Here is a 23,880-nt window from a genome sequence, read left to right as displayed (position 1 = left end):
CAGGGGGCGCCGCTGCGTCAGAGCACGGCCATGCCGAGGCGCTCGGCGCGGGCCACCAATGCCTTGGCTCGCAACAGATTCGGAAGATCGCTGCCGTCCGTGACGTGCTGCCCATCACCGATATGGTCGATGAGGCGACGAGCGTGTGCGAGTTCGCTGTCGCTGGGACTCAACACGGTGTTGATGACCCCGGCATGGTCGGGACGAAGGCACAGCCGGCCGGTCATTCCCATCGACGCCGCATGTGTGGTGTCGGCGTGCAGGTCGTCGGCGTCGGCGGCGCGCGTGGGCCCGTCGATCGGTCCCGGTAGCCCGGCCACCCGAGACGCGATCACCAGGCGAGCTCGCGGATAGGCAAGGGCCATCTGATCATCGGCCATACCGGTATCGCGGCGGAAGTCCCCGGACCCGAAGGCCAGGCGCACACACAACGGGTGCCGGGCGATGAGAGTGGCATCTTCCACACCAACGGCCGACTCGATCAGCGCGACCACGGGCACACCAACGCCGAGACGGCCGGCCGTTGCCGCCACATCGTTGGGACTCTCGCATTTGGCGAGCACGACGCCACGCAGCCCGGATGTCCCGGCGAGAACGGCCATGTCGGCAGCCCAATCCGGGGTTCCCGTCTGGGCCACACGCACCCAGGCGCTTGTCGAGCCGAGGAATCGGCGGACTGCCTTCCGTCCTGCCTGCTTGAGTGAGGCGGCCAGACCGTCCTCGAGGTCGAGGATGACCGCGTCGGCGTCGGATCGCAGCGCGGCGCCGATCAGCTCGGGCTGGTCGGGTGTTGCCGGGGTCAGCAGCCAGCTGCGGGCGATGTCGAGATCGGGGCGGGCTGTCGGGTCGAGGGTCGAAGCGGTGGTGTCGAACGCCATGTGTCCTGCCTTTCCGTTGACGTGCCCATGGTTGCGCGCCGACGCCTGTCGGCCAAGGTTGTTGTCATTGTGTTCACATCCGAACCGACGTGCGGATGAGACCTCGGTCACTTTCGCGTGCTCATCCCGGCAATCCGGTCGACCAACTCCCTGATTGCCGAAAGTGCAGGCAAGGGGAGGTGGGCAATCGTGAAGTGGGGACACAGACGTGTCGAGGTGTCGATCGGATCGGCACGAATCACCGGGGCGTGGGCATACCTGGTCCGGACGGTGCTCTTCGTTGCCGGGTGTGGGCTTCTCGCGGCAGCACTCGCGCACATGGGAGACCTCGGAACGTGGTCGCAGCGGTGGGGTGTCATGCCGGTGGCGACGGTGTTCGCGCTGGTGCTCGTCGTCGGCGTCGTCCTGTTCTATCTCGGTGCGGTCGCCATCGTCGCGTGGCTGATCGGCTGAGCGAGACTCGTCGGGTCGGAGGGCTCACGCTGACACACCGGCCTGAGCACCTGGCCCATCCAGACCCAGCGATCGCGCGGTGACGGCAAGTGCGTCATGGACCCCGTCGATAGTCCGCGGCGGATTCGACTGTGCGGGAACGGCGGCGGCCATCACCTCGTGCCACCGCGCACGCCAGTGGTCGGGGAACGCGCGCCGCAATACCTCGATCATGATCGGCACGGCGGTCGACGCCCCGGGAGAAGCGCCGAGTAAACCCGCGATCGATCGATCCGCGCTGACGACGAGTTCGGTGCCGGTCCGCAGTACTCCGCCCCGATCCGCATCCGGGGTGACCAACTGTGCGCGCTGACCTGCCGCGATCACGTCCCAATCGGCGGGATCGGCTCCGGGATAGAAGCGCTGGAGTTGCGCGAATTTGGTCGACTCACGGGCGATCAGCTGCGATACGAGATATCGCACCAGCGCGAGATTGTCTCGGCCGGCGGCACTCAGCGTTCGCAGGTTGTGCCACCGCAGTGTCGCGAAGAAGTCGGTCCAGGCGCCGTGTGCGAGAAGCTTGGTGCTGAAGGTGGCGTACGGGCCGAACATCAGATAGGGCGTGCCGTCCACGACGCGTGCGTCCAGATGGGGAACCGACATCGGCGGGGCGCCGAGCGGAGCTTGGCCGTACACCTTGGCCCGATGCTGTTGAACCACCGACGAGTTCGCGCACCGGAAGAACGCCGCGCCCACCGGCAGCACCCCGTAGCCGCGGACCTCGTCAACGCGTGCGCGCTGCAGCAACGTCAGTGCCTTGCCGCCCGCGCCGACGAAGACGAATCGCGCGGTGATCCCGAATCGTTCACCGTCAGAGGTCCGTCCGCGAGCGACCCACCCGCCCTGGGAATTCCGACGCAGCGTCCTGATCTCGTGATCACAGATGACCGTGCCGCCGGTGCGCGTGCTCACGGCGAACATCTCGCGGGTCAGCGCGCCGAAGTCGACGTCGGTGCCGTCGGCGACCCGCGTTGCCGCGACGGTTTCCTCGGAGTGGCGGCCGGCCATCACCAAGGGTGCCCAGCGGGCGATCTGTGCGCGGTCTTCGCTGTACTCGATATCGGCGAAACATGGGTGCCGTTTCAGGGTTTCGTACCTACGCCGCAGATAGGTGATGTTGCGTTCGCCGAATACCACGTCGAGATGCGGTGTTGCCGAAACGAATCGGGACGGTTCGACGAGTCCATTGTCGGCCAGGTACGACCACCATTGCCGGGTCGCCAGGAATTGCTCTGCGATACCGACCGCGTTCGCCGGATCGGTGGGGTCCGGCATGTAGTTCAGCTCGCAGTATCCGCTGTGGCCGGTACCCGCGTTGTTCCAGGCATTGCTGCTTTCCTGGGCCACGCCCGATCTACGCTCCACAACGGTTGTCCGCCAATCTGGTTGGAGAACGGCGAGCATCGATGCGAGCGTGGCCGACATGATTCCGCCGCCGATCATGAGAACGTCGGTCGGCGCGAGGGTGCGATATCGGTGACTGGGCATGGTGTCCTTTCCGTGGTGTCAGCTCAGTGTGTGCCGCAGGTAATCGATGCGTCCAATGATTGTTTGGGACGATATGATCCGAATATGGATGAATTGGTCGAGGCGCTCGCGCCCTTCCTTCGGGCGCTCGACGAACTCGACGCGCAGGCCGGACACATGACGCGCGCAGCGGCGTCGCTGGGAATCCCGCAGTCATCAATGAGCCGTCGAATCCACGCTCTCGAGCGGGAACTCGGCATGGAGCTGGTTGTTCGAGAGGGGCGGACTGTCGCGATGACCCCGCGCGCACGCGAACTCGCCACCAGGATGCGGCCGATACTCCGTGAACTCGCCGGGGTGTTGGCCGACACGGTATCGGCGGCTGATGCCGACACCGGGACGGTGCGTTTCGGCTACCCGCTGACGTTGGGGGCGGGCTCGATGCCCGAGATCCTTGCCGCGTTTCGTCGACGGCACCCCGGTGTGCACCTGCATCTCAAACAGGCGCACGGTCAGGCGCTGGTGGACGATCTGCAGTCCGGAGAACTCGATCTCGCGGTGGTGATTCCGCCACCGGAGAAGTTGCCGCACAGACTGATCGGCCGCCAGAGCATCGTGATCGTCGTTCCCGACGATCATCGGCTGGCTCATCACCAACGCCTGCGCATCAGCGCGCTCAGTGCAGAGACCTTCATTGCCAACCCGCCGAGTTACCACCTGCGACGAATGACCGAAGAGACCTGTCGGGCCGCAGGGTTCGAACCGCAGGTCGCGATCGAGATCACCGAGTTCTCCTCGATCGTCGAGCTGGTCTCACGCGGCCTGGGCATCTCATTGCTGCCGCGGGGTATGGCCGGTGCCGGAATGGTCGAGATCGCGCCTATTGGGCGAATTAAGCGAGATATCGCACTCGTGGTGGGTGCGGCCGGCGAGACCGCAGTGACGACGACGCTGCATGACTTCCTGCGCGAAGCACTTCGATCCACCCCGCTCTAGTGCGGCTACCGGGTTGTCGTCTCACGATACGAAATGCGTTGGGTTGCCAAGTCGGGCGACGGCGGGCAGACTGCGAAACACTGACCACGGGCGCCCGACGGGCGCGGGAGGGAATGTGCCGCATGGCCGATGCGCACCAACAGTGCAGGTCATCGGCGTTCGCGTCCCCGGTGAGCAGGCGCCGGTTCTTGTCGTTGTCGGCTGCTGCGGGCATGGGAGTGGTTGGGGCGTCAGCTCTGTCGGCGTGTGCCCCGAGCGCCGGTTCGGGATTGGCGGACTCGCCCAACACCATTCGCGCGGCCATCGCAGGGGAGCCCGATCAGCTCGACCCGCACAAGACCAGCTCGTATTTCTCCTTCGAAATCCTCGAGAACGTCTTCGACACCCTCGTCGAGCCGAACGAGCAACTGCAGATGGTGCCCGCCCTCGCCCAGCGTTGGGAGGTCAGCCCGGACGCCACCCGATGGACGTTCACCCTGCGGCCCGGGGTGCAGTTCCACAACGGTGATCCGCTGACCGCCAACGACGTGGTGTACTCCTATCGCCGGATCATCGACCAACAGCTCTCCAGCTCATGGCGATTGGAAAACGTCGCCACCGTCGAGGCACCCGATGCCCAGACCGTCGTCCTCACCACCACATCGCCGAGCCCGAACCTGCTCGCCAACATCGGCGGGTTCAAGGGCATGGCGATCGTGAACCGCCGCAATGTGGAATCCGGGGAGATCACCACCCGCCCGATCGGCACCGGCCCCTTCGCCTACGAATCCGGCTCGCCCGGAACATCGCTGGTCCTCAAGGCTCGTCCCGGACACTGGTCCGGCGGTCCGCACGTGGACGGGGTCGCCTTCAGTTTCATCTCCCAGGGCACCACCGCGGTCTCGGCCGTACGCTCCGGCGAGGTCGACTGGACCGATTCCATTCCCGCACAACAGATCGGCATCCTGCGCAACGACGACGCGCTCACCGTCGGCACGGTGGTCGCCAACGACTACTGGTATGTGACCATGAACTTCGCGAAGGCACCGTTCGGCGACACCAGGATTCGGCAGGCGGTCGCCTACGCCATCGACCGGCCGTCGATAGCGCAGGTCGTCGGCTACGGCACCGCCACCCCCAACCAGCTTGCCATCCCCAAGACGAGTCCGTGGTTCACCGAATACGACCGCTACACCGCAGGCCTGACACGCGATGCGGCCCTGGACAAGGCGCGCGGGTTGCTCAGAGCTGCCGGCCACCGCTCACTGCCCATGGGCCTGATGGTCACCACCGAATACCCCGAAACCGTCACCGCCGCCCAGGTCGTCGCGTCCAATCTCGCCGACGTCGGAATCGACGTGACCATCGAACAACTCGACTTCGGGGTGTGGCTCGACAGGCAATCCCAGGGCAAGTTCGACGCGCTGCTCCTCGGGTGGCTGGGCAACATCGACCCCGACGACTATTACTACGCCCAACACCACACGGGCGGCACGTCGAATTCCCAAAAGTACTCCAACCCGGCGGTCGATCGCCTCCTCGACGCCGGGCGCACCGAACTCGACGTCACCCGGCGCAAGTCGATCTACGCCGACGCCGCCACCCGCATCGCCGACGACGTCAGCTACCTCTACCTCTACAATCCGTCGGCCACCCAGGCCTACACCACGGCATTACTCGACTACACGGTGCGCTCGGACAAGGCCATCCGCCTCCGCGACGCGCGCCTGGACAGGAGCCGCGGACAATGAACGGATTCGGTTGGCCCCTCGTACGTTTCATCCTGCTGCGCCTGCTCTACTCGGCGATCGTCCTGCTCGGGGTGATCATCGTGGTGTTCTTGCTGATCCAGGTGGTGCCCGGCGACCCGGTGCGCATCGCGTTGGGCACCCGGTACACCCCGCAGGCCTATGACGCCCTGCGGCACGCCTCGGGTCTCGATCAGCCCGCATTCACCCAACTCGTCCACTACATCGGCAACGTGTTCACCGGCGATCTCGGCGTGAGCTTTCGTGACAACGAACCGGTGACCACCACACTGCTGCAACGACTGCCGGCCACGATCGCGCTCGCCCTGTCGGCCATCGTCGTGGCGCTGGTGATCTCGATCCCGCTGGGCACGTGGGCGGCGATGCGCGAAGGACGGATGGCCGACAATAGTATTCGCGTCCTGTCGCAGTTCGGCATCTCCGTCCCCGACTTCTGGATGGGCATCCTGCTCATCGCCGTCTTCTCGACCGCACTGGGATGGCTGCCGTCGGCAGGCTATCGCCCGTTGTCGGCGGGACCGGTGCCGTGGCTCGAACACATCGTGTTGCCGGCGATCACCGTCGGGGCCGTCACCGGCGCCATCATGACCCGGTATGTACGCACGGCGGTGCTCGAGGCGGCCAACGCATCCTTCGTCGTCACCGCGCAATCCAAGGGACTCAGTCGCCGCCGAATCCTGGTCGCTCACATCGGCCGCAACGCGCTGGTGCCGGTGCTGACCATCTCGGGCATCCAACTCGCGGCGCTGCTCGGCGGCGTGATCGTGGTGGAGGTGGTCTTCGCCTGGCCGGGGTTGGGCAAACTCGTCTACGACTCCGTCGCCGCCCGCGACTACCCGATGCTGCAGGGCGCCATCCTGTTGATCGCGGCGATCTTCTTGATCGTCAATCTCGTCGTCGACGTGCTCTACGCCATCATCGACCCGAGGATTCGGCTCTCATGACCCTGACCGAGCCCACGGCCGCCCCGGCCGGAACAGCGGTGTCGACGGATTCGGCGTGGCGATTGTTCTTGCGTAATCGCGCCTCGGTGGCGGGGGTGATCGTGCTCGTGGTGGTCATCGTGTGCGCGATCTTCGGCCCGCTGATCGCGCCGTACGGCGCCAACGACATCAACGTGCCCGACGCGTTGTCCGCACCGAGTTGGTCACACTTGTTCGGCACCGACGACCTCGGCCGCGACGTGTTCTCCCGAGTGGTTCTCGCCGCATCGGTCAGCATGCGGGTAGCCGTTGTCGCCGTGGCCATCTCACTGATCGTCGGAGTCGTTCTCGGCATGTTCTCCGGATTCGCCGGCGGTGTGGTCGACACCGTCCTGATGCGGATCGTCGACGTGATGTTCTCTTTCCCGGTGATGCTGCTCGCGCTCGCGATCGTCGCGATCCTCGGGCCGGGCGTCACCTCGGCGATGGTGGCGATCGGCATCGTCTACATCCCGATCTTCGCGCGGGTCGCGCGCGCCGACACCCTTCGCGTGCGACAGACGCAGTACGTCGCCGCGGCGACGACGATGGGGGTCTCGACCTCGCGCACCCTGTTCTCCCATGTGCTGCCCAACATCTCGGGCCCGGTCGTGGTGCAGACGTCGATCTCGCTGGCGTTCGCGATCCTCTCCGAGGCAGCACTGTCGTTCCTCGGGTTGGGGGTGCAGCCGCCCGAACCATCGTGGGGCCGAATGCTCTTCGATGCCCAGGGATTCATCACCAGCGCCTGGTGGATGGGGGTCTTCCCCGGGTTGGCGATCCTGTTGACGGTGTTCGCGTTCAACCTCATCGGCGACGGTGTGCGCGACGTCCTCGACCCACGGCAGCGAACGCTGTTGCGCAACCGCGGCTCTCGGCGATCGCGTCGCCGCACGGCCGTATCACCCGCGTCGCCACCGGCCGGTCGCCGACACGACTCGAACACGGCCGACCCGGGCCTTCAGGATGCCGGGTCCGCCCAGGTACTGGCCGTCACCGACCTCGTCGTCGGGGTGGGCCCCAGGGAGATCGTGCACGGCGTCGGATTCAGCGTCGCCAAGGGCGAAACCCTGGGCATCGTCGGCGAATCCGGATCGGGCAAGTCCTTGTCGGTGCTCTCGGCCACGGGCCTGTTCGACGCGCCGAGTGCCCACATCACCGGTAGCGCGCGCATCGGCGACACCGAAGTGATCGGCGCCTCCGACGCGGTCCTGCGGTCGGTGCACGGCGCGCGTGTGGGATTCGTGTTCCAGGACCCGTCGTCGAGTCTCAATCCGCTGCTGACCATCGAAGAACAACTGACCGAGGGGCCCCGACGTCACCTCGGTCTCAGCCGGGCGGCGGCCCGCGAGCGTGCGCTGAAACTCCTGCGGGATGTGCACCTACCCGACCCGGAAACGCGGCTGCGGTCCTATCCGCACCAGTTGTCGGGCGGACAGCGTCAGCGCGTGATGATCGCGGTGGCGCTGGCCTGCGACCCCGACGTCCTCATCGCCGACGAGGCGACCACCGCCCTCGACGTCACCACCCAGGCCCAGATCATCGATCTCGTCGCCGACCTGCAGCGAGAGCGCGGAATGGCGGTGGTGTGGATCAGCCACGATCTCGGTGTCATCGGCCGGATCGCCGACCGCGTCATCGTGATGCGGTCGGGCGCAGTGATCGAAAGCGGCTCGGTCACCGAGGTCTTCGCGCACCCGCGTAACGACTACACCCGCACACTGCTGGATTCGCGACCGCTGCTCAGCCGGGTCGCCGACCGCGCCGAACCCGAATCGGCGATGGTGGCCGAGGAATCGCCGATCGTCGCGGTCCGCGGGCTCGGGGTGGACTTCACGGTGCGACGAAGTACCGGACGCGAAACCCTGCACGCGGTACGGGATGTCGATGTCGCGGTCACCGCCGGCACCACACTGGGCATCGTCGGCGAATCCGGGTCGGGCAAATCCACGATCGCGGGCGTGCTCAGCGGACTCGTCACCAGTGGTGCGGGCACCACCGTGCGCGGCAGCATCGAGGTCGACGTCGACGGACGTAGGATCGACGCCGTCGGGGTCCGCGGCGCCGACGCCGCGCTTCTGCGCCGGCAGGTGGCGATGGTGTTCCAGGACCCGGGTGCCTCGCTCGATCCGCGAATGACCGCGCTGGCCTCGATCGCCGAGCCGCTGCGCACACACGGACTCGTGTCCGGGCGTGAAGCGCTGCGTACGCGTGCCGAACAACTCCTCGCCGACGTCAGCCTCGACTCCTCGTTCCTGCGTCGCTACCCGCACGAGATGTCCGGCGGGCAGCGCCAACGAGTGTGTCTGGCAAGGGCTCTCGCCTCCGACCCGCAGCTGCTGATCCTCGACGAATCCACCGCCTCCCTCGACGTGTCGGTGCAGTCGGCGGTACTCGATCTCCTGGCGCAACTGCAGCGGGAGAAGAATCTGACCTACCTGTTCATCGCGCACGACCTCGCCGTCGTCGAGCAGATCAGCGACACGGTGGCGGTGATGCAGGACGGTCGCGTCGTCGAACACGGCCCGGCGTCGCAGATTCTGCACGATCCCGAAACCGAGTACACCCGCACGCTGCTCGCGGCGATCCCGCCGGAGACACCGCAGCGCGCCTGAGAATCGGCCGGGAAGGTGCTGACGGAGAGACGCGGACACGTTCAGGTTCGGTGCCTACCGTGAACTCATGACCTCGACGTTGACCAGCGCACCTGTCTCCGCAATTCTCGACCGACTCTACGAGCAGGCCGCATTGGGCGGGCGGCCGTCGGGTCCGCGATCCGCGCGTCCGCCCGCCGAGCTCTCGCCGCAGGCGAAAGCCGACGCCGCCGAGGACCGCTACATGGCGATCGCACGGGACACGGGCATCCTGGCGTACTCGCTGATCCGCTCGGCGCGCCCGGCAGTCGTGGTGGAGTTCGGTATGTCCTACGGCATCTCGGCGCTCTTTCTCGCCGCGGCGCTGCGCGACAACGCCCTGGCCGACCCGGCAGCGGCCGGACATCTCTACACCACCGAACTCAGTGCCAAGAAGGTCTCGGCCGCCGAGGAGACCTTCGCCGACGCGCAACTCGCCGATCTGATCACCATCCTGGCCGGCGACGCCCGCGACACGCTCGAATCGGTGTCCGGGCCGATCGGGTTCGTCCTCCTCGACGGCTGGAAGGACCCCTACGTCCCGGTCCTCGATCTCCTCGAGCCGAAGCTGGCGCCGGGCGCGATGATCCTGGCGGACAACACCTCCCACGCCGAGTCGGCGACCTACCTCGATCGTGTCCGCAACTCCGGCGACTACGTCGGCGTCGGGCTACCCGCCAAGCACGACGACACCGTCGAACTCAGTTGTCGACTCTGACCCGATCTTCACGGCACGGCGAGGTCAGCGCCATCGAAGCGGTGTTGCCAGCGCGGCCGCCACGCTAGGCTCGACCGGTGACCTCCGCAGACGATCGCATCCGCTCCGCGTCCCGCGACATCCAGGCCGACGCCGCAACGGTTTTCGGGTTGATCGCCGACCCCGCGCGGCAGCCGGACTGGGACGGCAACGACAACCTCGCCGAACTCGTCGACGGCACACGCATCCACGGCGTGGGTGACGTGTTCTCGATGCGCCTGACCAACGGGCAGGTTCGCGAGAACCGGATCGTCGAGTTCGACGACAACCGCCTCATCGCGTGGAAGCCCAACGAGCCGGGCAAGCCGAGCCCTGGCCACCTGTGGCGGTGGGAGATCGAGCCGATCGACGACGCGTCGGTTCGGGTGACCCACACCTACGACTGGACCGAACTCGACGACCCGGTACGCATGGAGCGTGCCCGGGCGACGACGCCCGAACGACTGCGGGCGTCGATCGATCGGCTCGCCGCACTCGTCGAATGATTCCGGGTGATATTGTGCCCGCAACCCGGGCACAACATCACCCGCAACGGGCGCGCACAATAGTCTGGTGCGATAGCCGCCATCGCCGATTGAACATCACGAACATCTGTGGCAGTCTGGCGCTGTGGTCGGGGAGGGGCCCCGCCCGGGGAGGAAGTCATGGCTGCTCGACGGACGATGGTGCGCACGCTCTCGGGTATCGGTATCGGGGCGATGCTCTCGGCGGGAGCCGCTCTCGCTGCCGGAACCGGCCAGGCCGATGCCGCTCCGAACATCCACTGCGCCGGTCAGATCTGCCACAACTACGGTGATCAGATCGGCATCGGGTTCGGTACCTACCAGTGCCCCAACGGAATCCAGTATCCGTCGTTCGCGGTGGTGCCGCCGTTCGGCACCGCAGCGGTGTACCCGGCCAACTGTGGTGGCGTGAAGTCGCTCTACTGACGTACTCGCCGCAGGCGATCCCGCCCGGTCAGGTCAGCGCGACCAGTAGTGCCACGACGATCACGATGACGGCGAGGAAGACCACCGCGCCCACGATTACGGCCACACGGGTGCCGGTGCCCTGCTGCGGTGACACCCGAGCCTGCGGATGCGGAACCGGCTGCGGCCCAACCGGAAAGCTCACCTGAGGTGCCCCCATCTGCGGTACACCCATTTGCGGTGCGCCGGTCGCGGTGCCCACCGGCGGGATGTAGGTGACCGGCGGCAGTTGTCGGCCGATGGTGAGGTGCGGGTTCACCGCCGCCGGTGGATTCGGCATCGACGGCGCCGAGGGTATCGGCGGTGCCGCCACGATCCGTCCCTCCAGGGCGTCGGTGGCGGCGTGCGCCAGTTCGCCTGCGGTGACGAACCGCTCGGCGGGATTCTTCGCCATGCCGCGTGCGACGACGGCGTCGAACGGGCTGTGCAGGATCGGCGGCGGCGAGTTGAGGTGTGCGGCGACGAGCACCTGGAGGTCGCCGGCACCGAAAGGTGCCGAGCCGGTGAGGCATTCGACGAGAACACAGGTCAGCGCGTAGATGTCGGTGGCCGGTGTCGCGATGTTGCCCGCACCGAAGCGTTCCGGTGCCATGTAGGCAAACGATCCGACGGCCGCGCCGGTGTCGGTGAGCCGCGGATCGGTGGTGGTCTGGGCCAACCCGAAATCGACGAGGTAGGCGAAATCGTTGGTGTCGATGAGGATGTTGTCGGGTTTGACGTCGCGGTGCACGAGCCCGGCGGCATGCGCGGTGTCGAGTGCGTGGGCGATCTGCTCGATGATCGACACGGCGCGGTCGGGTGCCAGCGGGCCCGCCGCCAGGAGCTTGCGCAGATCGCCCCCGCCGGCCACGATTCGCATGTCCAGGAACAGGAATCCGTCGATCTCGCCCCAGTCGTGGATGGGGATCACGTGGGGATCGCTCAATTGCGCCGCCATCCGCGATTCGCGCAGGAACCGCTCGCGGAATAGTGCGTCACCGGCGAACTGCGGAGACAGCAGCTTCAATGCGACGGTGCGCCCGCGACGGGAGTCGCGGGCCTCGTAGACCTCGCCCATGGCGCCACGGCCCAGCAACCGTTGCAGGGTGTAGTCACCCAGAACGGAGCCGCTGCGGTCGGCGGGGTCGTGCATGCTGCGGTGGTCCTCCTGCTCGCCCGGGCGCCGAGCGGATTCGTTCCGGCGGGACGTCTTCTCGCGGTACGCTACCCGTTCGGTGTCACGGCCGCGGGCAGGACTCGCGCAACCAGCGCCCCCGCCGCCGTTCCGGGTGTGTCGGCCGGTTCTCCAATCAGCTCCGAAGTCGCAGGGCGCCAACATCATTCGTCGAGACCCGTCGATCACACCGGCCGAATCCGTGCGGGAACGCGGGGTCGGTCATACAGACGGCCCGGTCACCCCAGATGGGGGACCGGGCCGGGTGTGGACGGGGGTCATCGAGCCGCCGCGGCTCGACACGCTCCCGCTAGTGGGCGGCCACCATGACCTCGTCACCCTCGGTCACCGGCAGCGGTCCGCTGCGGATGACGAACGCGGCGATCAGCGCGCCGAGCGCGAACACGCCGGCCGCCACCCAGAAGGCCACGGTGTAGGAGTGCACGGCGGCCATCATCTTGAGCTGCTCGACGCTCGTTGCGTGTGCGGCATGTGACGTCGCATAGGACGCTGCGGCACTCGAGGCGATGGTGCTCAGCAGGGCTGTGCCCACCGAACCGCCGACCTGCTGCATGGTGTTGACCGTGGCCGACGCGACGCCCGCGTCCTCGGGTGAGACGCCCGAGATCGCGCCCTGCATGGCCGGTGCCATCGAGGCGCCGAGGCCGACGCCCATGATCAGCAGGCCGGGCAGGATATTGGCCGCATAGGTGCTCGAGTCGTCGAGCTGGGTGAGGAACACCATGCCGACCGCCGCGATCGACAAACCGATGGTCATCAACCAGCGCGGGCCGAAGCGGGGCAGCAGCACCGCGGTCGAGGTCGTCGCGGTGACGATCAGGGCGCCGATCATCGGCAGGAACGCCAGGCCGGTGCGGACCGGGCTGAACTGCAGGTTCTGCTGCAGGTAGTAGGTGAGGAACAGGAAGATGCCGAACATCCCGATACCGACGATGAACACCGCGAGGTAGGAGCCACCGCGAGTGCGGTCGAGGATCACGCGCAGCGGGAGCAGGGCGTGCGGGGTGCGCGACTGCAGCCACACGAACAGGGTCAGCAGGGCGGCGCCGGCCACCAGCCAGGTGATGGTCGCCCAGTCGTTCCAGCCGTTGGTCTCGGCGTTGGAGAAGCCGTACACGATGGAGAACAGGGCGGCCGATACCGTGACGACGCCGGGGAGATCCAGCTTGGGCCGGACCTCGGCCCGATGCGGACCGATGAACAGGACGGCGCCGACCAGGGCGATCGCGGCGATCACCAGATTGACGTAGAGGCACCAGCGCCAGTCGGCCCACTCGGTGAGCATGCCGCCGAGCAGCAGGCCCAGGGCACCACCGCCACCGGCGATCGCTCCGAAGATGCCGAAGGCCTTGCCGCGCTCGGACGGATCGGTGAACGTCGTGGTGAGCAGCGACAGAGCGGCCGGGGCCAGCAGTGCGCCGAACACACCCTGACCGGCACGTGCGGCGACGAGCATGTCGAAGTTGACCGCGGCACCGCCGACCGCCGACATCACCGCGAACCCGACGAGGCCGGTGATGAAGGTGGTCCGCCTGCCCAGCAGGTCGGAGAGGCGGCCGCCGAGCAGCAGCAGGCTGCCGAAGGCGAGGGCATAGGCGGTGACGACCCATTGCCGGTCGGCGTCGCCGAACTGCAGGGCGGTTTGTGCGTGCGGCAGAGCGATGTTGACGATGGTCGCGTCGAGCACCACCATCAGCTGGGCGAGGCCGAGCACGCCGAGGATGACCCACCGCAGGCGATGGTGCCGGTCGGCTGCCGACTCGGCGGGAACCGCGAGTTCGCCGTCTCCGGACTTCTCGAGAGTTGTTGTCATGGGGACTCCCTGTGGACTAGGTGGAGGACCTGCCTCCGGTTACCTGGGTGACAACGGCACTCAACTGGAGATGATTCCTCCGTTTGCTAATCTGTGACCATGACCACTGCATCTGCGTCGGATACGTCCGCTTCGTCGGGAAAGCCGCTGCGCGCGGACGCCGAACGCAACCGGCTGCGGATCATCTCCGCGGCACGAGGGCTCTTCGCCGAGCGCGGACTCGACGTGTCGCTCGACGACGTCGCCGAGGCCGCCGGCGTCGGGGTGGGCACCGTGTACCGGCGCTTCGCCAATCGGGACGACCTGGTGTTCGGCGTTTTCCTGGAACACCTGAAATCGGTGGTCGCCCGGACCGGCGAGGCGATCGACGACGAGGACCCGTGGAATGCCGTGGTGGGATTGATGACCTGGATGTGCCAGGTGATGTCGGAGGATCGGGGTCTCGCCGCGATCATCATGACGATCGACCACAGCAATCCCGAGATCGAAGCCCTCAAGGCCACCCTGTCCGAGCGCATCGAGAAGATCTTCGACCGGGCGATGGCCACGGGTGTGCTCCGGCCGGATCTGGCCCCCACCGATTTTTACGCGCTGTTCACCATGCTCAAGGCGGTCTCCGAAGTCACCGAGCAGTGCGCGCCGGGCACCTGGCGTCGCTACCTTGACCTCATCCTCGACGCCGTCAGCGCCGAACCGTCCCGCACCACGCTCGGTGCGCCACCGATGACCCCGGAGCAGATCCGCGAGATGCAGAAGGCGCACAAGGCCGGACGGTGAGGACCCGGGCGACTATGTGATGAGTTTCTCGCTCTTGAGCCAGTCGTAGGCGACGTCGGACGGATCCTGACCGTCGATGTCGACGCGGCCGTTGAGCTCCTGCATGAGTTCGTCGGTCAGACGCTCCGAGATCGTGGCCATCAGCGGCGCGATCTCCGGATGCGCCTTCAGGACGGATTCACGGACCACGACGGTTCCGCTGTAGGGCAGGAAGTACTTCTTGTCGTCGACGAGCACCTTGAGGTCGAGGTTCTTGATGCGGCCGTCGGTGGTGTACACCATGCCGAAATTGCACGGCGAACTCTTGGCGGTGGAGGTGTAGACCACGCCGGAATCCATCTGCGTGACGTTGCCCGAAGGAACCCCGTTGGGGGCGTCGTAGGGCATGTCGTAGGTCTTGAGCATGGGCAGGAAACCGTCTGGGCGCGAGAAGAATTCGTCGTTGACGCAGAAGGTGCGCTGATCGACGGGCAAGCGGGCGATGTCCGACATCGTGGTGACGTTGAGCCGCTTGGCCGTCGACGACGACGCCGCGAACGCGTAGGTGTCGTTGAAATTCGCAGGCGGTAACCACACCAGATGGTTCTGGGCGAGTTCGACGTCGTGGACCTGCTGCCACAACTGCTGGGGGTCGGGGATGACCTTGGTCTCGTGCAGGTAGGTCACCCACGCGGTGCCGGTGTACTCCCACGCCAGATCCGCTGCGCCGTTGAGCATCGCCTGGCGGCTCGACGCCGATCCGGGTGCGTTGGTGAGGTCGGTGACGTCGGCGCCGGCCGCCGCGAGGTAGGTGGCGGCGATCTTGCCCAGCAGGATGCTCTCGGTGAAATTCTTGGACGTGACCGTGATCTCGGCCCCGGCGAGTGGCGTCTTGCCGTCGGGCAGTGCGGACTTGTGGAAGGTGCCCGACGAGCTGACCAATCCGCATCCGGCGATCACCAGGACGCTGACGGCAAGGATCAGCACCGCCGACAGCGGGCGGCGTCCGGGGCGGTTCGAACGAATCAGGGTCGACATCAGATCCCTCGCGGTGTGGCCACCAGCTCGACGAGCCGGCCGAGCCAATCGATGGTCAGGGCCAGCAGACCCACCAGGATCGCCCCGGAGATCAGCAGTTTCGGCAAGAACAACGTGATGCCGGTGGTGATGAGTGTCCCCAGGCTGGTGGCGCCGATGAAGGTACTCAGGGTCGCGGTACCGACCAGGATGACCAGCGCCGTGCGCACACCGTTGAGGATCACCGGCACGGCCAGCGGCAGTTCGACGAGCACGAGCGTGCGGACCGCGGACATGCCGATGCCGCGCGAGGCCTCGATCGTGCGGCGGTCCACCTGTTGCAGACCGACGATGGTGTTCTGCAGGATCGGCAGGATCGCGTACACCACCAAACCGACCACCGCAGTGCGGAATCCGGTCCCGAGCCAGAAGGTGAACAGCACCAGCAGGCCCACCGCCGGGGCGGCCTGACCGATATTGGCGATGTTCACCGCGATCGGGTTGAGCCAGCGCATCGACGGGCGGGTCAGCAGGATGCCCAGGGGGATCGCGATGACCACCACGATCACGGTCGCCACCAGGGTCAGTTTGATGTGGTCGAGGATCGTGGTCTGCAGAGTCGACCACGACAGCGCGGCGCTCTCGGTCTCGGTGAAGGTCGTGGACTGATACCAGATGATGTAGCCGGCGCCGATGACGACGATGAGCAGCGGCTCCAGCCACACGTCCATCGGGAACCGCCGAAACCGTTGCAGCGCCGAACTCATCGCACCGGGCCGCTCGGCTGCGATCCCGGTGGCGCCGGTTGCCTCGGGGCTCGTCATGCGCCCGACGCCGTTCGTTCGGCGTCCACGTCGTCCTCGCCGTCGTCGATGGCGGCCACGATCGGTGTCTCGATGGGGCCGGTACCGTCGGCGTGTTCGATGTAGGAGGTGTGCGACTCTTCCTCTCGCGCCTCGGCGAGCTGTGCCTGGATGATGTCCATGACGGATTTGATGCCCAGGGAGCCGATCACCGCGCCCCGTCGATCGGTCACCAGTGTTCCGCCCTGGCTGGCGGCGAGCATGGTGTCGAGTGCGTCGTTGAGGGTGGAGGAGGATGCGACCACCGGGAGTCGTTGGTCCACATAGTCCGACACGGTTTTCTTGCTCGCGAGCTCCTCCAGCGACGGCCACGCACGTGGGTGGCCGGCCTGGTCGACGACGACCACCCATTTGTGGCCGGCTGCGCGGGCCCTGGTCAGCGCGTCGGCCGCCGGCTCGCCCACGTGGACGGTCGTCACCTCGTCGTGGGCGACGTCGCGGACCCGCGACAGGGTCAGATGTGCCAGTGTCGCACCGGATCCGATGAATTCCTCGACGAACGGCGTGGCCGGGTTGGCGAGGATCTCCTCGGGGGTGGCGTACTGCTCGACGTGGCCGCCCTGCGACAGGATGAGCACCTTGTCGCCGAGTTTGGTGGCCTCCTCGAAATCGTGGGTGACGATCACGATCGTCTTGCCGAGTTCCTTCTGGATACCGATCAGGCTGTCCTGCAAGCGAACCCGGGTGATCGGATCGACCGCGCCGAACGGTTCGTCCATGAGTAGGACGGGTGGGTCGGCGGCGAGCGCGCGGGCCACACCGACGCGCTGCTGCTGGCCGCCGGACATGTCCTTGGGGAGCCGGTGGGCGAATGCGTCGGCGTCGAGGCCGACGAGATCGAGTAAGTACTCGGTGCGCTCGGCGATGCGTTTCTTGTTCCAGCCGAGCACTCGGGGAATCGCGCCGATGTTCTTGGCGACGTCCCAGTGCGGGAACAATCCGCCGGACTGGATGACGTATCCGATCGACTGCCGCAGCTTGTCGGGGTTCTCCTTGGTGACGTCGCGGCCACCGATGTAGATCCTGCCCTCGGTCGGCTCGATCAGCCGGTTGATCATCTTCAGGGTCGTCGTCTTGCCGCATCCGGACGGTCCGACGAACGCCACGATGTGCCCGGCGTCGATGTCGAGATCGAGGCGCTCCACAGCGGGTTTGTCCTGTCCCCGATATCTTTTGACGACACCCTCGAGGGTGATCGACGCGCCGGTGACGGTGCGGTCGGTGGCGGCCGCCGAGACGGTGGCGTCGGCTGGCTGGGTCATTTCAGTCCCCTCGAGATGGTGAGTCGGCCGAGCAGAACGAGCAGGGCATCGAAGACCAGGGCGACGATGACGATGAGAATCGTTCCGGTGAGGGCCATTTCCAATGCGTTCGCGCCGCCGAGGCGCGAAAGTCCGCTGAAGATGAGCGATCCCAGGCCGGGACCGAGTACATAGGCGACGATCGCGGCGACACCGACGATCATCTGCGTCGACACCCGAATGCCGGTGAGGATCACCGGCCAGGCGATCGGCAGCTCGACGGTGAGCAGTATTCGCCACCGCGACAACCCGATTCCGCGCGCCGCTTCGACGACGCTGCCCGGTACCGAGCGCAGACCGACGACGGCATTGCCGATCACCGGCATCGTCGCGAAGAACGCGAGCATGAGGAACGACGGCACCACGCCGAGTCCGAAGGGCACGATCAGCAGTGCCAACAGGGCCAGCGACGGAATCGTCAGGGCCACGCGGCTCGATGTCAGCGTCAGCGCCGATGCCAGCGGCAATCGATACACGAGAACGGCGACGACGATCGCGATCACCGTTCCCACGAGGACGGTTTGAAATGCCAGGGAGGCGTGCTGATACGTCAGGAACGTCAGAGTGCTTGCGTGCTGCGAGATGTAGTCCCAAAGGTGCACGTCCGACATCCCTTCACGCATGGGGCACTTGCGCGGTAGACGCAATCGACCTTCGATCACCTTACGGCGGAATGTGCGGCGCGGTGGGGCAATTCGCGCGCAAAGGTCCCACCCGGCCGTCGAATCGGCACGAGAATGCCGTTGCTGACCTGCATAGATATCGATGAGGTCACAAAGATTCCCGGTGAGTCCATCGACGGTGTCGCAGGCCGGGGCTCGCAGGTGTTGAGGCCTGTTCGGCGGATGTCGTGGTTTCCGTCGAGGTCGTAAGCTGGTCGGCATGGCAATCAGTCGTCCCACCGACAAATCCGACGAGGTCCAGCGTGCTCCGCGGGCCCGGATGACCGGTGCGCAACGGCGGCTGCAACTCATCGAGGTGGCGCGAGGATTGTTCGCCGAGCGTGGTTTCGAGGCGACCTCCATCGAGGAGATCGCGCAGCGCGCCGGGGTGTCCAAACCGATCGTGTACGAGCATTTCGGCGGCAAGGAGGGGCTCTACGCCGTCGTCGTGGACCGGGAGATGGAGACGCTCCTGGAGATGGTCACCTCGTCACTGAGCAAGAACCGGTCGCTGTATCGCATCCAGCAGGTGGCGCTGGCGCTGTTGACCTACATGGAGGAACGCACCGACGGCTTCCGGATCCTGGTACGCGGTGACTCCACCAACAGCAGCGAGACGGCCACGTATTCGAGCCTGCTCAACGACGCCATCAGCCAGGTGGAGCACATCCTGGCCGGCGACTTCGAGCGGCGTGGTTTCGAGCCGACGCTCGCGCCCCTCTATGCGCAGGCGCTCGTCGGCATGGTCTCGGTGACCGCACAGTGGTGGCTCGACGTGCGTGAGCCGTCGAAAGAGGTGGTCGCCGCCCATCTGGTGAACTTGTGCTGGAACGGCTTGACCCGCCTCGACCCGCATCCCGAACTCGTCGGGCCCGACTACGTCGAACCCGATCACCGCACGCCCGAGACGGACTGAGAACCGAGAGCGTCGTCAGGTCAGCACGACGCTGCGTTTGGCCAGTCCCATCCAGAAGCCGTCGATCGCCTCGTCGGGCCGCTGTTCGGGATCGTCGCCCGCTCCGAGTGCGACGAACAGCGGTGCGAAATGTTCGATGGTGGGGTGCGCGTAGGGCATTCCCGGTGCCCGGCGCCGAAAGTCGATGAGCGACTCCACATCCCCGGCTGCGAAACACTCGTGCGCCCATGCGTCGAACTCGGCCGACCACGTCGGGGCCTGTGCGTCGGGACGCCGATCGGTCAGATACGGAAGTCCGTGTGTGGTGAAGCCGGAGCCGATGACGAGCACGCCCTCGTCACGCAAGGGGGCCAGTCGCCTGCCGAGCGCCAGCAACGCCTCCGGGTCGAGCGTCGGCAACGACACCTGGAGGACCGGGATCTGCGCGTCGGGATACATCACGGTCAACGGAACGTAGGCGCCGTGGTCGAGGCGTCGGCGGGCGTCGTGTGCGACCGGGGTGCCGTCGGGCATCAGTGCCTCGACCCGGGCGGCGAGGTCGGGTGCGCCCGGCGAGTCGTAGGTGGTGCGGTAGAAGCGCTCGTCGAATCCCCAGAAGTCGTAGGTCAGCGGCGTGCGCGAGTCGGTGGAGCCGATCGTCAGCGGCGCGGCCTCCCAATGCGCCGACACGACGAGGATCGCGCGTGGTCGGGGGAGTCGCGCGGCCAGCGTGCGCAACTGCTGCACCCACAGTTCGCTGTCGACGAGTGGCGGGGCGCCGTGGCTCAAGAACAGGACGGGCGCGCGTGACGGTGCTTCTGACATGGTCATACGATACGAAACAGAACCGCGGTCCGTTTCATTTCGCGGCGATCCGCCCGCGCGACGGTGGCCTTCGGCACACGACCTACAATCGCACGAGTGTCCTCTTCACCTGCCCTCGCCGGGCTCGCCGCGGTCACGTGCTCGGACGCATCGCTGTCCGCCCTGCGCGAGAAGGGCGACACCCCCCGTCTCGACATCACCGGACCCGACGCCGCGCGGCCCTTCGTGGTGGCCGCGCTCGCGCACGGCCCCGCGCCGCTGCTGGTGGTCTCGGCCAACGGTCGTGAGGCCGATGACCTGACCGCGGAACTGGCCGAACTCCTCGACGATCCCGCCGCGGTCACGCAGTTCCCGTCGTGGGAGACCCTGCCGCACGAACGTCTGTCGCCGAGCGCCGACACCGTCGGTCGCCGCCTCGCGGTGCTGCATCGACTCGCCGAGCCGGGGCAGACGCCGCTACGAGTGGTCGTGACGACGGTGCGCTCGCTGGTGCAGCCGATGGCACCGGGTCTCGGTGAGGTCCGCACCATCACGCTGCGCGAGAACATCGAGATCGACTTCGACACATTGCTCGCCGACCTCGTCGAGATGGCCTACGAGCGCGTCGACATGGTCGGTCGTCGGGGTGAGTTCGCGGTCCGCGGAGGCATCCTCGACGTGTTCCCGACCACTGCGGACTACCCGGTTCGAGTGGAGTTCTGGGGCGACGAGATCACCGAGATGCGGGCGTTCTCGGTGGCCGATCAGCGCAGCCAGCCCGAGGTCGACGCCTCGGTGGTGCAGATCCACCCGTGCCGCGAACTGGTCCTGACCGATCAGGTGCGCAACCGCGCGGCCGACCTCGCCGCAGAACATTCCGCGGATCAGGCGTTGTCGGAGATGCTGACCAAACTCTCCGAGGGCATCCCGGTGGAGGGGATGGAGGCCCTCATCCCGGCACTGGTCGACGGACGGATGCAGTTGCTCACCGAGGTCCTGCCGGACGGGTCGCGGGTGTTGATCCTCGACCCGGAGAAGGTCCGGACCCGCGCCGCCGACCTCGCCGCGACCGGGGCGGAGTTCCTCGAGGCGTCCTGGAACGCCGCCGCACTGGGTGCCTCGGCGCCGGTCGACACCCGCGGCGGTACCGCCGGAATCGACTTGCAGGCCAGCGCGTATCGGCCGCTCGACGAGGTTCTCGAGACCACGGTCGAGGCCGGGAGGTCCTGGTGGACGTTGAGCCCGCTGTCGTCGGGTTTCGACGCCGAATTCGACCTCGACCTGACCCCGGGGCCCACTCCGCACGGCAGTGACGACGAGATCGCGCAGACCTTCGCCATGCTCCGCGCGCACGTCGCCACCGGCAAACCCGCGGCAATCGTGGTGGCCGGCAAAGGGACCGCGACCCGCATCGCCGAACGGCTCTCGGACGCCGAGGTTCCGCACGTGCTCGCCGACGCCGGTGCCCCACCGGTCCCCGGGGAGGTGAGCGTGTACTGCGGCACCCTGCGGCGCGGCGTGATCGCCCCCTCGGCCGGTCTGGTGATCGTCACCGAGAGCGACCTGACCGGAGCGCGGGTCGCGGCCGTGCGTGACGGGCGGCGGCTTCCGGCCAAGCGGCGCAACCAGGTTGATCCGCTCGCGCTGAGCGCCGGTGATCTCGTGGTGCACGACCAGCACGGCATCGGCAAGTTCGTCGAGATGATCGAACGCACCGTCTCGGGCGCGCGGCGGGAGTACCTCGTCCTCGAATACGCCGCCGGCAAACGCGGGCAACCCGGCGACCGCCTCTACGTGCCGATGGACGCCCTCGACCAGCTCTCCCGCTACGTCGGCGGTGAACAGCCGTCCCTGTCGAAACTCGGCGGTTCGGATTGGCAGAACACCAAACGCAAGGCGCGCAAGGCGGTTCGCGAGATCGCCGGTGAGCTCGTGCAACTCTACGCCGCCCGCCACGCCGCCCCGGGTTACGCCTTCAGTCCCGACACACCATGGCAGCGTGAGATGGAGGATGCCTTCGACTTCACCGAGACCGTCGACCAGATGACGGTGATCGGCGAGGTCAAGGACGACATGGAAAAGGCGGTCCCGATGGACCGCGTCATCGTCGGCGACGTCGGCTACGGCAAGACCGAGATCGCGGTGCGCGCGGCGTTCAAGGCCGTCCAGGACGGCAAACAGGTTGCCGTGCTGGTCCCGACAACCATTCTGGCGCAACAACATCTGCAGACCTTCGCCGAACGGATGGCCGGGTTCCCGGTGCGGGTGCGTGGCCTGTCGCGCTTCACCGACACCAAGGAGTCCAAGGAGATCATCGAGCAGATGGCGCAGGGGTCGGTCGATGTCGTCATCGGCACCCATCGTCTGCTGCAGACCGGGATCGTCTGGAACGACCTCGGTTTGGTGATCGTCGACGAGGAACAGCGCTTCGGCGTCGAGCACAAGGAACACATCAAGTCGCTGCGCACCCACGTCGACGTGTTGACGATGTCGGCTACGCCGATCCCGCGCACCCTGGAGATGTCGATGGCGGGCATCCGGGAGATGTCGACGATCCTCACCCCGCCCGAGGAACGCCACCCGGTGCTGACCTACGTCGGCGCCTACGCGCGCAAGCAGGTTGCCGCGGCGATTCGCCGAGAACTGTTGCGCGACGGGCAGGTCTTCTACGTCCATAACCGGGTCTCGACCATCGACAAGACCGCCAAGGACATCGCCGACATGGTGCCCGAGGCACGGGTGGTGGTCGCACACGGACAGATGAACGAGGATCAACTCGAGCGCACCGTGTCCGGATTCTGGAACCGCGAATACGACGTGCTGGTGTGTACCACCATCATCGAGACCGGACTCGACATCTCCAACGCGAACACGCTGATCGTCGACCGTGCCGAGAATCTCGGCCTGTCGCAGCTACATCAGCTGCGTGGACGCGTCGGCCGCAGCCGTGAACGCGGATACGCCTACCTGCTCTACAGCCCCGAGAAACCGCTCACCGAGACGGCCTACGACCGCCTGGCGACCATCGCGCAGAACAACGAGCTCGGCGCCGGAATGGCGGTGGCGCTCAAGGACCTCGAGCTGCGCGGGGCCGGAAATGTCCTCGGCGCAGAGCAATCCGGACACGTCGCGGGCGTCGGCTTCGATCTGTACGTCCGCCTGGTCGGCGAGGCGGTGGAGGCCTACCGGGCCGCGGCCGACGGCACACCGGTCACCACCGAGGAATCGACGGAGGTGCGCATCGATCTGCCGGTCGACGCCCACATCCCGGTCGAATACGTCGACTCCGATCGTCTGCGTCTCGAGGCGTATCGCAAACTCGCCTCGGCCACCGACGACGACGAGGTCTCCGCGGTGCTCGCGGAGTTGCTCGACCGGTACGGCGAACCGCCGGAGGAAACCCGGCGGCTCGCGGCGATCGCGAAACTCCGTCTGCGGTGCCGAGAACGGGGCGTCGCCGAAATCGGTGCGATCGGCACCAACGTCAAGATCTCGCCGCTGCATCTGCTCGACAGCGAACAGGTCCGGCTCAAGCGGCTGTATTCGGCGGCGTCCTACCGCGCCACCACATCGGTCGTGACGCTGCCGATTCCGCGCACCGGTGGCGTCGGGTCCGCGCGCTTGCGGGACAACGAACTCATCGACTATCTGACGACGTTCCTGACGCAGCTCAAACCCACTCCGGCCGACTAGG

Annotated in this window: 20 protein-coding genes; 11 read left to right on the top strand and 9 right to left on the bottom strand. The window is 66.9% G+C overall.

Features of this window, described 5'->3' with window-relative positions; genetic code table 11:
- Nucleotides 1–17: 17 nt before the first annotated feature.
- Complete coding sequence (locus tag QNM97_RS16800) at nucleotides 18–878, bottom strand: HpcH/HpaI aldolase/citrate lyase family protein (RefSeq protein ID WP_283819479.1); 861 nt, start codon at nucleotides 876–878, stop codon at nucleotides 18–20.
- A 189-nt stretch (nucleotides 879–1,067) separates the two neighbouring features.
- Between QNM97_RS16800 and QNM97_RS16795 the strand changes: the two genes are divergently transcribed.
- Nucleotides 1,068–1,331 carry a hypothetical protein gene (locus tag QNM97_RS16795; protein ID WP_283819478.1) on the top strand — a complete coding sequence of 88 codons (264 nt, stop codon included), beginning with the start codon at nucleotides 1,068–1,070 and terminating at the stop codon, nucleotides 1,329–1,331.
- Nucleotides 1,332–1,355: 24 nt separating this feature from the next.
- Here the strand turns inward: QNM97_RS16795 and mqo are convergent, their stop codons facing one another.
- Entirely contained in the window at nucleotides 1,356–2,858 is a 1,503-nt protein-coding gene (mqo, locus tag QNM97_RS16790) for a malate dehydrogenase (quinone) (protein ID WP_283819477.1), read from the bottom strand.
- An 84-nt stretch (nucleotides 2,859–2,942) separates the two neighbouring features.
- Between mqo and QNM97_RS16785 the strand changes: the two genes are divergently transcribed.
- The 7 genes from QNM97_RS16785 to QNM97_RS16755 all read left to right on the top strand — a co-directional run bounded on the left by QNM97_RS16785 (nucleotide 2,943) and on the right by QNM97_RS16755 (nucleotide 10,862).
- On the top strand, nucleotides 2,943–3,833 hold the full coding sequence (locus QNM97_RS16785) for a LysR family transcriptional regulator (RefSeq protein ID WP_283819476.1): 891 nt from the start codon (nucleotides 2,943–2,945) through the stop codon (nucleotides 3,831–3,833).
- Nucleotides 3,834–3,955: 122 nt separating this feature from the next.
- Nucleotides 3,956–5,563: an ABC transporter substrate-binding protein gene (locus QNM97_RS16780; RefSeq protein ID WP_283819475.1), complete on the top strand. Its 1,608-nt coding sequence runs from the start codon at nucleotides 3,956–3,958 to the stop codon at nucleotides 5,561–5,563.
- Nucleotides 5,560–6,525, top strand: coding sequence for an ABC transporter permease (locus QNM97_RS16775; protein ID WP_283819474.1), 966 nt, complete (start codon nucleotides 5,560–5,562; stop codon nucleotides 6,523–6,525). Before QNM97_RS16780 ends, QNM97_RS16775 begins: the two co-directional genes overlap by 4 nt.
- On the top strand, nucleotides 6,522–9,158 hold the full coding sequence (locus QNM97_RS16770; protein ID WP_283819473.1) for an ABC transporter ATP-binding protein/permease: 2,637 nt from the start codon (nucleotides 6,522–6,524) through the stop codon (nucleotides 9,156–9,158). The genes QNM97_RS16775 and QNM97_RS16770 overlap by 4 nt, the downstream gene beginning before the upstream one ends.
- A gap of 67 nt (nucleotides 9,159–9,225) precedes the next feature.
- Nucleotides 9,226–9,894, top strand: coding sequence for an O-methyltransferase (locus tag QNM97_RS16765; protein WP_283819472.1), 669 nt, complete (start codon nucleotides 9,226–9,228; stop codon nucleotides 9,892–9,894).
- A gap of 77 nt (nucleotides 9,895–9,971) precedes the next feature.
- On the top strand, nucleotides 9,972–10,418 hold the full coding sequence (locus QNM97_RS16760) for an SRPBCC family protein (protein WP_283819471.1): 447 nt from the start codon (nucleotides 9,972–9,974) through the stop codon (nucleotides 10,416–10,418).
- Between the two features lie 159 nt (nucleotides 10,419–10,577).
- On the top strand, nucleotides 10,578–10,862 hold the full coding sequence (locus QNM97_RS16755; protein ID WP_283819470.1) for a hypothetical protein: 285 nt from the start codon (nucleotides 10,578–10,580) through the stop codon (nucleotides 10,860–10,862).
- 28 nt (nucleotides 10,863–10,890) lie between these two features.
- Here the strand turns inward: QNM97_RS16755 and QNM97_RS16750 are convergent, their stop codons facing one another.
- Complete coding sequence (locus QNM97_RS16750; RefSeq protein WP_283819469.1) at nucleotides 10,891–12,033, bottom strand: serine/threonine protein kinase; 1,143 nt, start codon at nucleotides 12,031–12,033, stop codon at nucleotides 10,891–10,893.
- 331 nt (nucleotides 12,034–12,364) lie between these two features.
- A complete protein-coding gene (locus tag QNM97_RS16745; protein ID WP_283819468.1) occupies nucleotides 12,365–13,888 on the bottom strand; it encodes an MFS transporter in 1,524 nt (507 codons plus the stop codon).
- 99 nt (nucleotides 13,889–13,987) lie between these two features.
- Here QNM97_RS16745 and QNM97_RS16740 point away from each other — a divergent pair, with 99 nt between their 5' ends.
- Nucleotides 13,988–14,665: a TetR/AcrR family transcriptional regulator gene (locus tag QNM97_RS16740; protein WP_283819467.1), complete on the top strand. Its 678-nt coding sequence runs from the start codon at nucleotides 13,988–13,990 to the stop codon at nucleotides 14,663–14,665.
- 12 nt (nucleotides 14,666–14,677) lie between these two features.
- On the opposite strand, the gene QNM97_RS16735 is transcribed toward QNM97_RS16740, so the two are convergent.
- Genes QNM97_RS16735 through QNM97_RS16720 form a run of 4 tightly spaced genes read right to left on the bottom strand, consistent with a single transcriptional unit; the run spans nucleotide 14,678 to nucleotide 18,427 of the window.
- Nucleotides 14,678–15,682, bottom strand: a complete 1,005-nt coding sequence (locus tag QNM97_RS16735; RefSeq protein ID WP_208795089.1) for a glycine betaine ABC transporter substrate-binding protein — start codon at nucleotides 15,680–15,682, stop codon at nucleotides 14,678–14,680.
- Complete coding sequence (locus QNM97_RS16730) at nucleotides 15,682–16,428, bottom strand: ABC transporter permease (protein WP_208796041.1); 747 nt, start codon at nucleotides 16,426–16,428, stop codon at nucleotides 15,682–15,684. The genes QNM97_RS16735 and QNM97_RS16730 overlap by 1 nt, the downstream gene beginning before the upstream one ends.
- Before the next feature lie 53 nt (nucleotides 16,429–16,481).
- Entirely contained in the window at nucleotides 16,482–17,786 is a 1,305-nt protein-coding gene (locus QNM97_RS16725) for an ABC transporter ATP-binding protein (RefSeq protein ID WP_208795091.1), read from the bottom strand.
- A complete protein-coding gene (locus QNM97_RS16720) occupies nucleotides 17,783–18,427 on the bottom strand; it encodes an ABC transporter permease (RefSeq protein WP_208796042.1) in 645 nt (214 codons plus the stop codon). Before QNM97_RS16720 ends, QNM97_RS16725 begins: the two co-directional genes overlap by 4 nt.
- 280 nt (nucleotides 18,428–18,707) lie before the next feature.
- Between QNM97_RS16720 and QNM97_RS16715 the strand changes: the two genes are divergently transcribed.
- A complete protein-coding gene (locus QNM97_RS16715; protein ID WP_208795093.1) occupies nucleotides 18,708–19,403 on the top strand; it encodes a TetR/AcrR family transcriptional regulator in 696 nt (231 codons plus the stop codon).
- A gap of 15 nt (nucleotides 19,404–19,418) precedes the next feature.
- On the opposite strand, the gene QNM97_RS16710 is transcribed toward QNM97_RS16715, so the two are convergent.
- Nucleotides 19,419–20,213: a dioxygenase family protein gene (locus QNM97_RS16710; protein WP_283819465.1), complete on the bottom strand. Its 795-nt coding sequence runs from the start codon at nucleotides 20,211–20,213 to the stop codon at nucleotides 19,419–19,421.
- Nucleotides 20,214–20,303: 90 nt separating this feature from the next.
- Between QNM97_RS16710 and mfd the strand changes: the two genes are divergently transcribed.
- Nucleotides 20,304–23,879, top strand: a complete 3,576-nt coding sequence (gene mfd, locus QNM97_RS16705) for a transcription-repair coupling factor (RefSeq protein ID WP_283819464.1) — start codon at nucleotides 20,304–20,306, stop codon at nucleotides 23,877–23,879.
- The last annotated feature ends 1 nt before the right edge of the window (nucleotide 23,880 follow it).

The organism is Gordonia sp. L191 (genome assembly GCF_030077625.1).
GTDB classification, from domain to species: Bacteria; Actinomycetota; Actinomycetes; order Mycobacteriales; family Mycobacteriaceae; genus Gordonia; species Gordonia polyisoprenivorans_A.
Note: the sequence above shows the minus strand (reverse complement) of the source record. Positions and strands in the feature narration are given on the sequence as shown.

What these genes read in the sequence shown, in the direction of transcription:
- QNM97_RS16800 (WP_283819479.1), bottom strand. Translation starts at nt 878, where the DNA reads ATGGCGTTCGACACCACCGCTTCGACCCTCGACCCGACAGCCCGCCCC.
- mqo (WP_283819477.1), bottom strand. Translation starts at nt 2,858, where the DNA reads ATGCCCAGTCACCGATATCGCACCCTCGCGCCGACCGACGTTCTCATG.
- QNM97_RS16785 (WP_283819476.1), top strand. Translation starts at nt 2,943, where the DNA reads ATGGATGAATTGGTCGAGGCGCTCGCGCCCTTCCTTCGGGCGCTCGAC.
- QNM97_RS16780 (WP_283819475.1), top strand. Translation starts at nt 3,956, where the DNA reads ATGGCCGATGCGCACCAACAGTGCAGGTCATCGGCGTTCGCGTCCCCG.
- QNM97_RS16775 (WP_283819474.1), top strand. Translation starts at nt 5,560, where the DNA reads ATGAACGGATTCGGTTGGCCCCTCGTACGTTTCATCCTGCTGCGCCTG.
- QNM97_RS16770 (WP_283819473.1), top strand. Translation starts at nt 6,522, where the DNA reads ATGACCCTGACCGAGCCCACGGCCGCCCCGGCCGGAACAGCGGTGTCG.
- QNM97_RS16765 (WP_283819472.1), top strand. Translation starts at nt 9,226, where the DNA reads ATGACCTCGACGTTGACCAGCGCACCTGTCTCCGCAATTCTCGACCGA.
- QNM97_RS16755 (WP_283819470.1), top strand. Translation starts at nt 10,578, where the DNA reads ATGGCTGCTCGACGGACGATGGTGCGCACGCTCTCGGGTATCGGTATC.
- QNM97_RS16750 (WP_283819469.1), bottom strand. Translation starts at nt 12,033, where the DNA reads ATGCACGACCCCGCCGACCGCAGCGGCTCCGTTCTGGGTGACTACACC.
- QNM97_RS16745 (WP_283819468.1), bottom strand. Translation starts at nt 13,888, where the DNA reads ATGACAACAACTCTCGAGAAGTCCGGAGACGGCGAACTCGCGGTTCCC.
- QNM97_RS16740 (WP_283819467.1), top strand. Translation starts at nt 13,988, where the DNA reads ATGACCACTGCATCTGCGTCGGATACGTCCGCTTCGTCGGGAAAGCCG.
- QNM97_RS16735 (WP_208795089.1), bottom strand. Translation starts at nt 15,682, where the DNA reads ATGTCGACCCTGATTCGTTCGAACCGCCCCGGACGCCGCCCGCTGTCG.
- QNM97_RS16730 (WP_208796041.1), bottom strand. Translation starts at nt 16,428, where the DNA reads ATGAGTTCGGCGCTGCAACGGTTTCGGCGGTTCCCGATGGACGTGTGG.
- QNM97_RS16725 (WP_208795091.1), bottom strand. Translation starts at nt 17,786, where the DNA reads ATGACCCAGCCAGCCGACGCCACCGTCTCGGCGGCCGCCACCGACCGC.
- QNM97_RS16715 (WP_208795093.1), top strand. Translation starts at nt 18,708, where the DNA reads ATGGCAATCAGTCGTCCCACCGACAAATCCGACGAGGTCCAGCGTGCT.
- QNM97_RS16710 (WP_283819465.1), bottom strand. Translation starts at nt 20,213, where the DNA reads ATGACCATGTCAGAAGCACCGTCACGCGCGCCCGTCCTGTTCTTGAGC.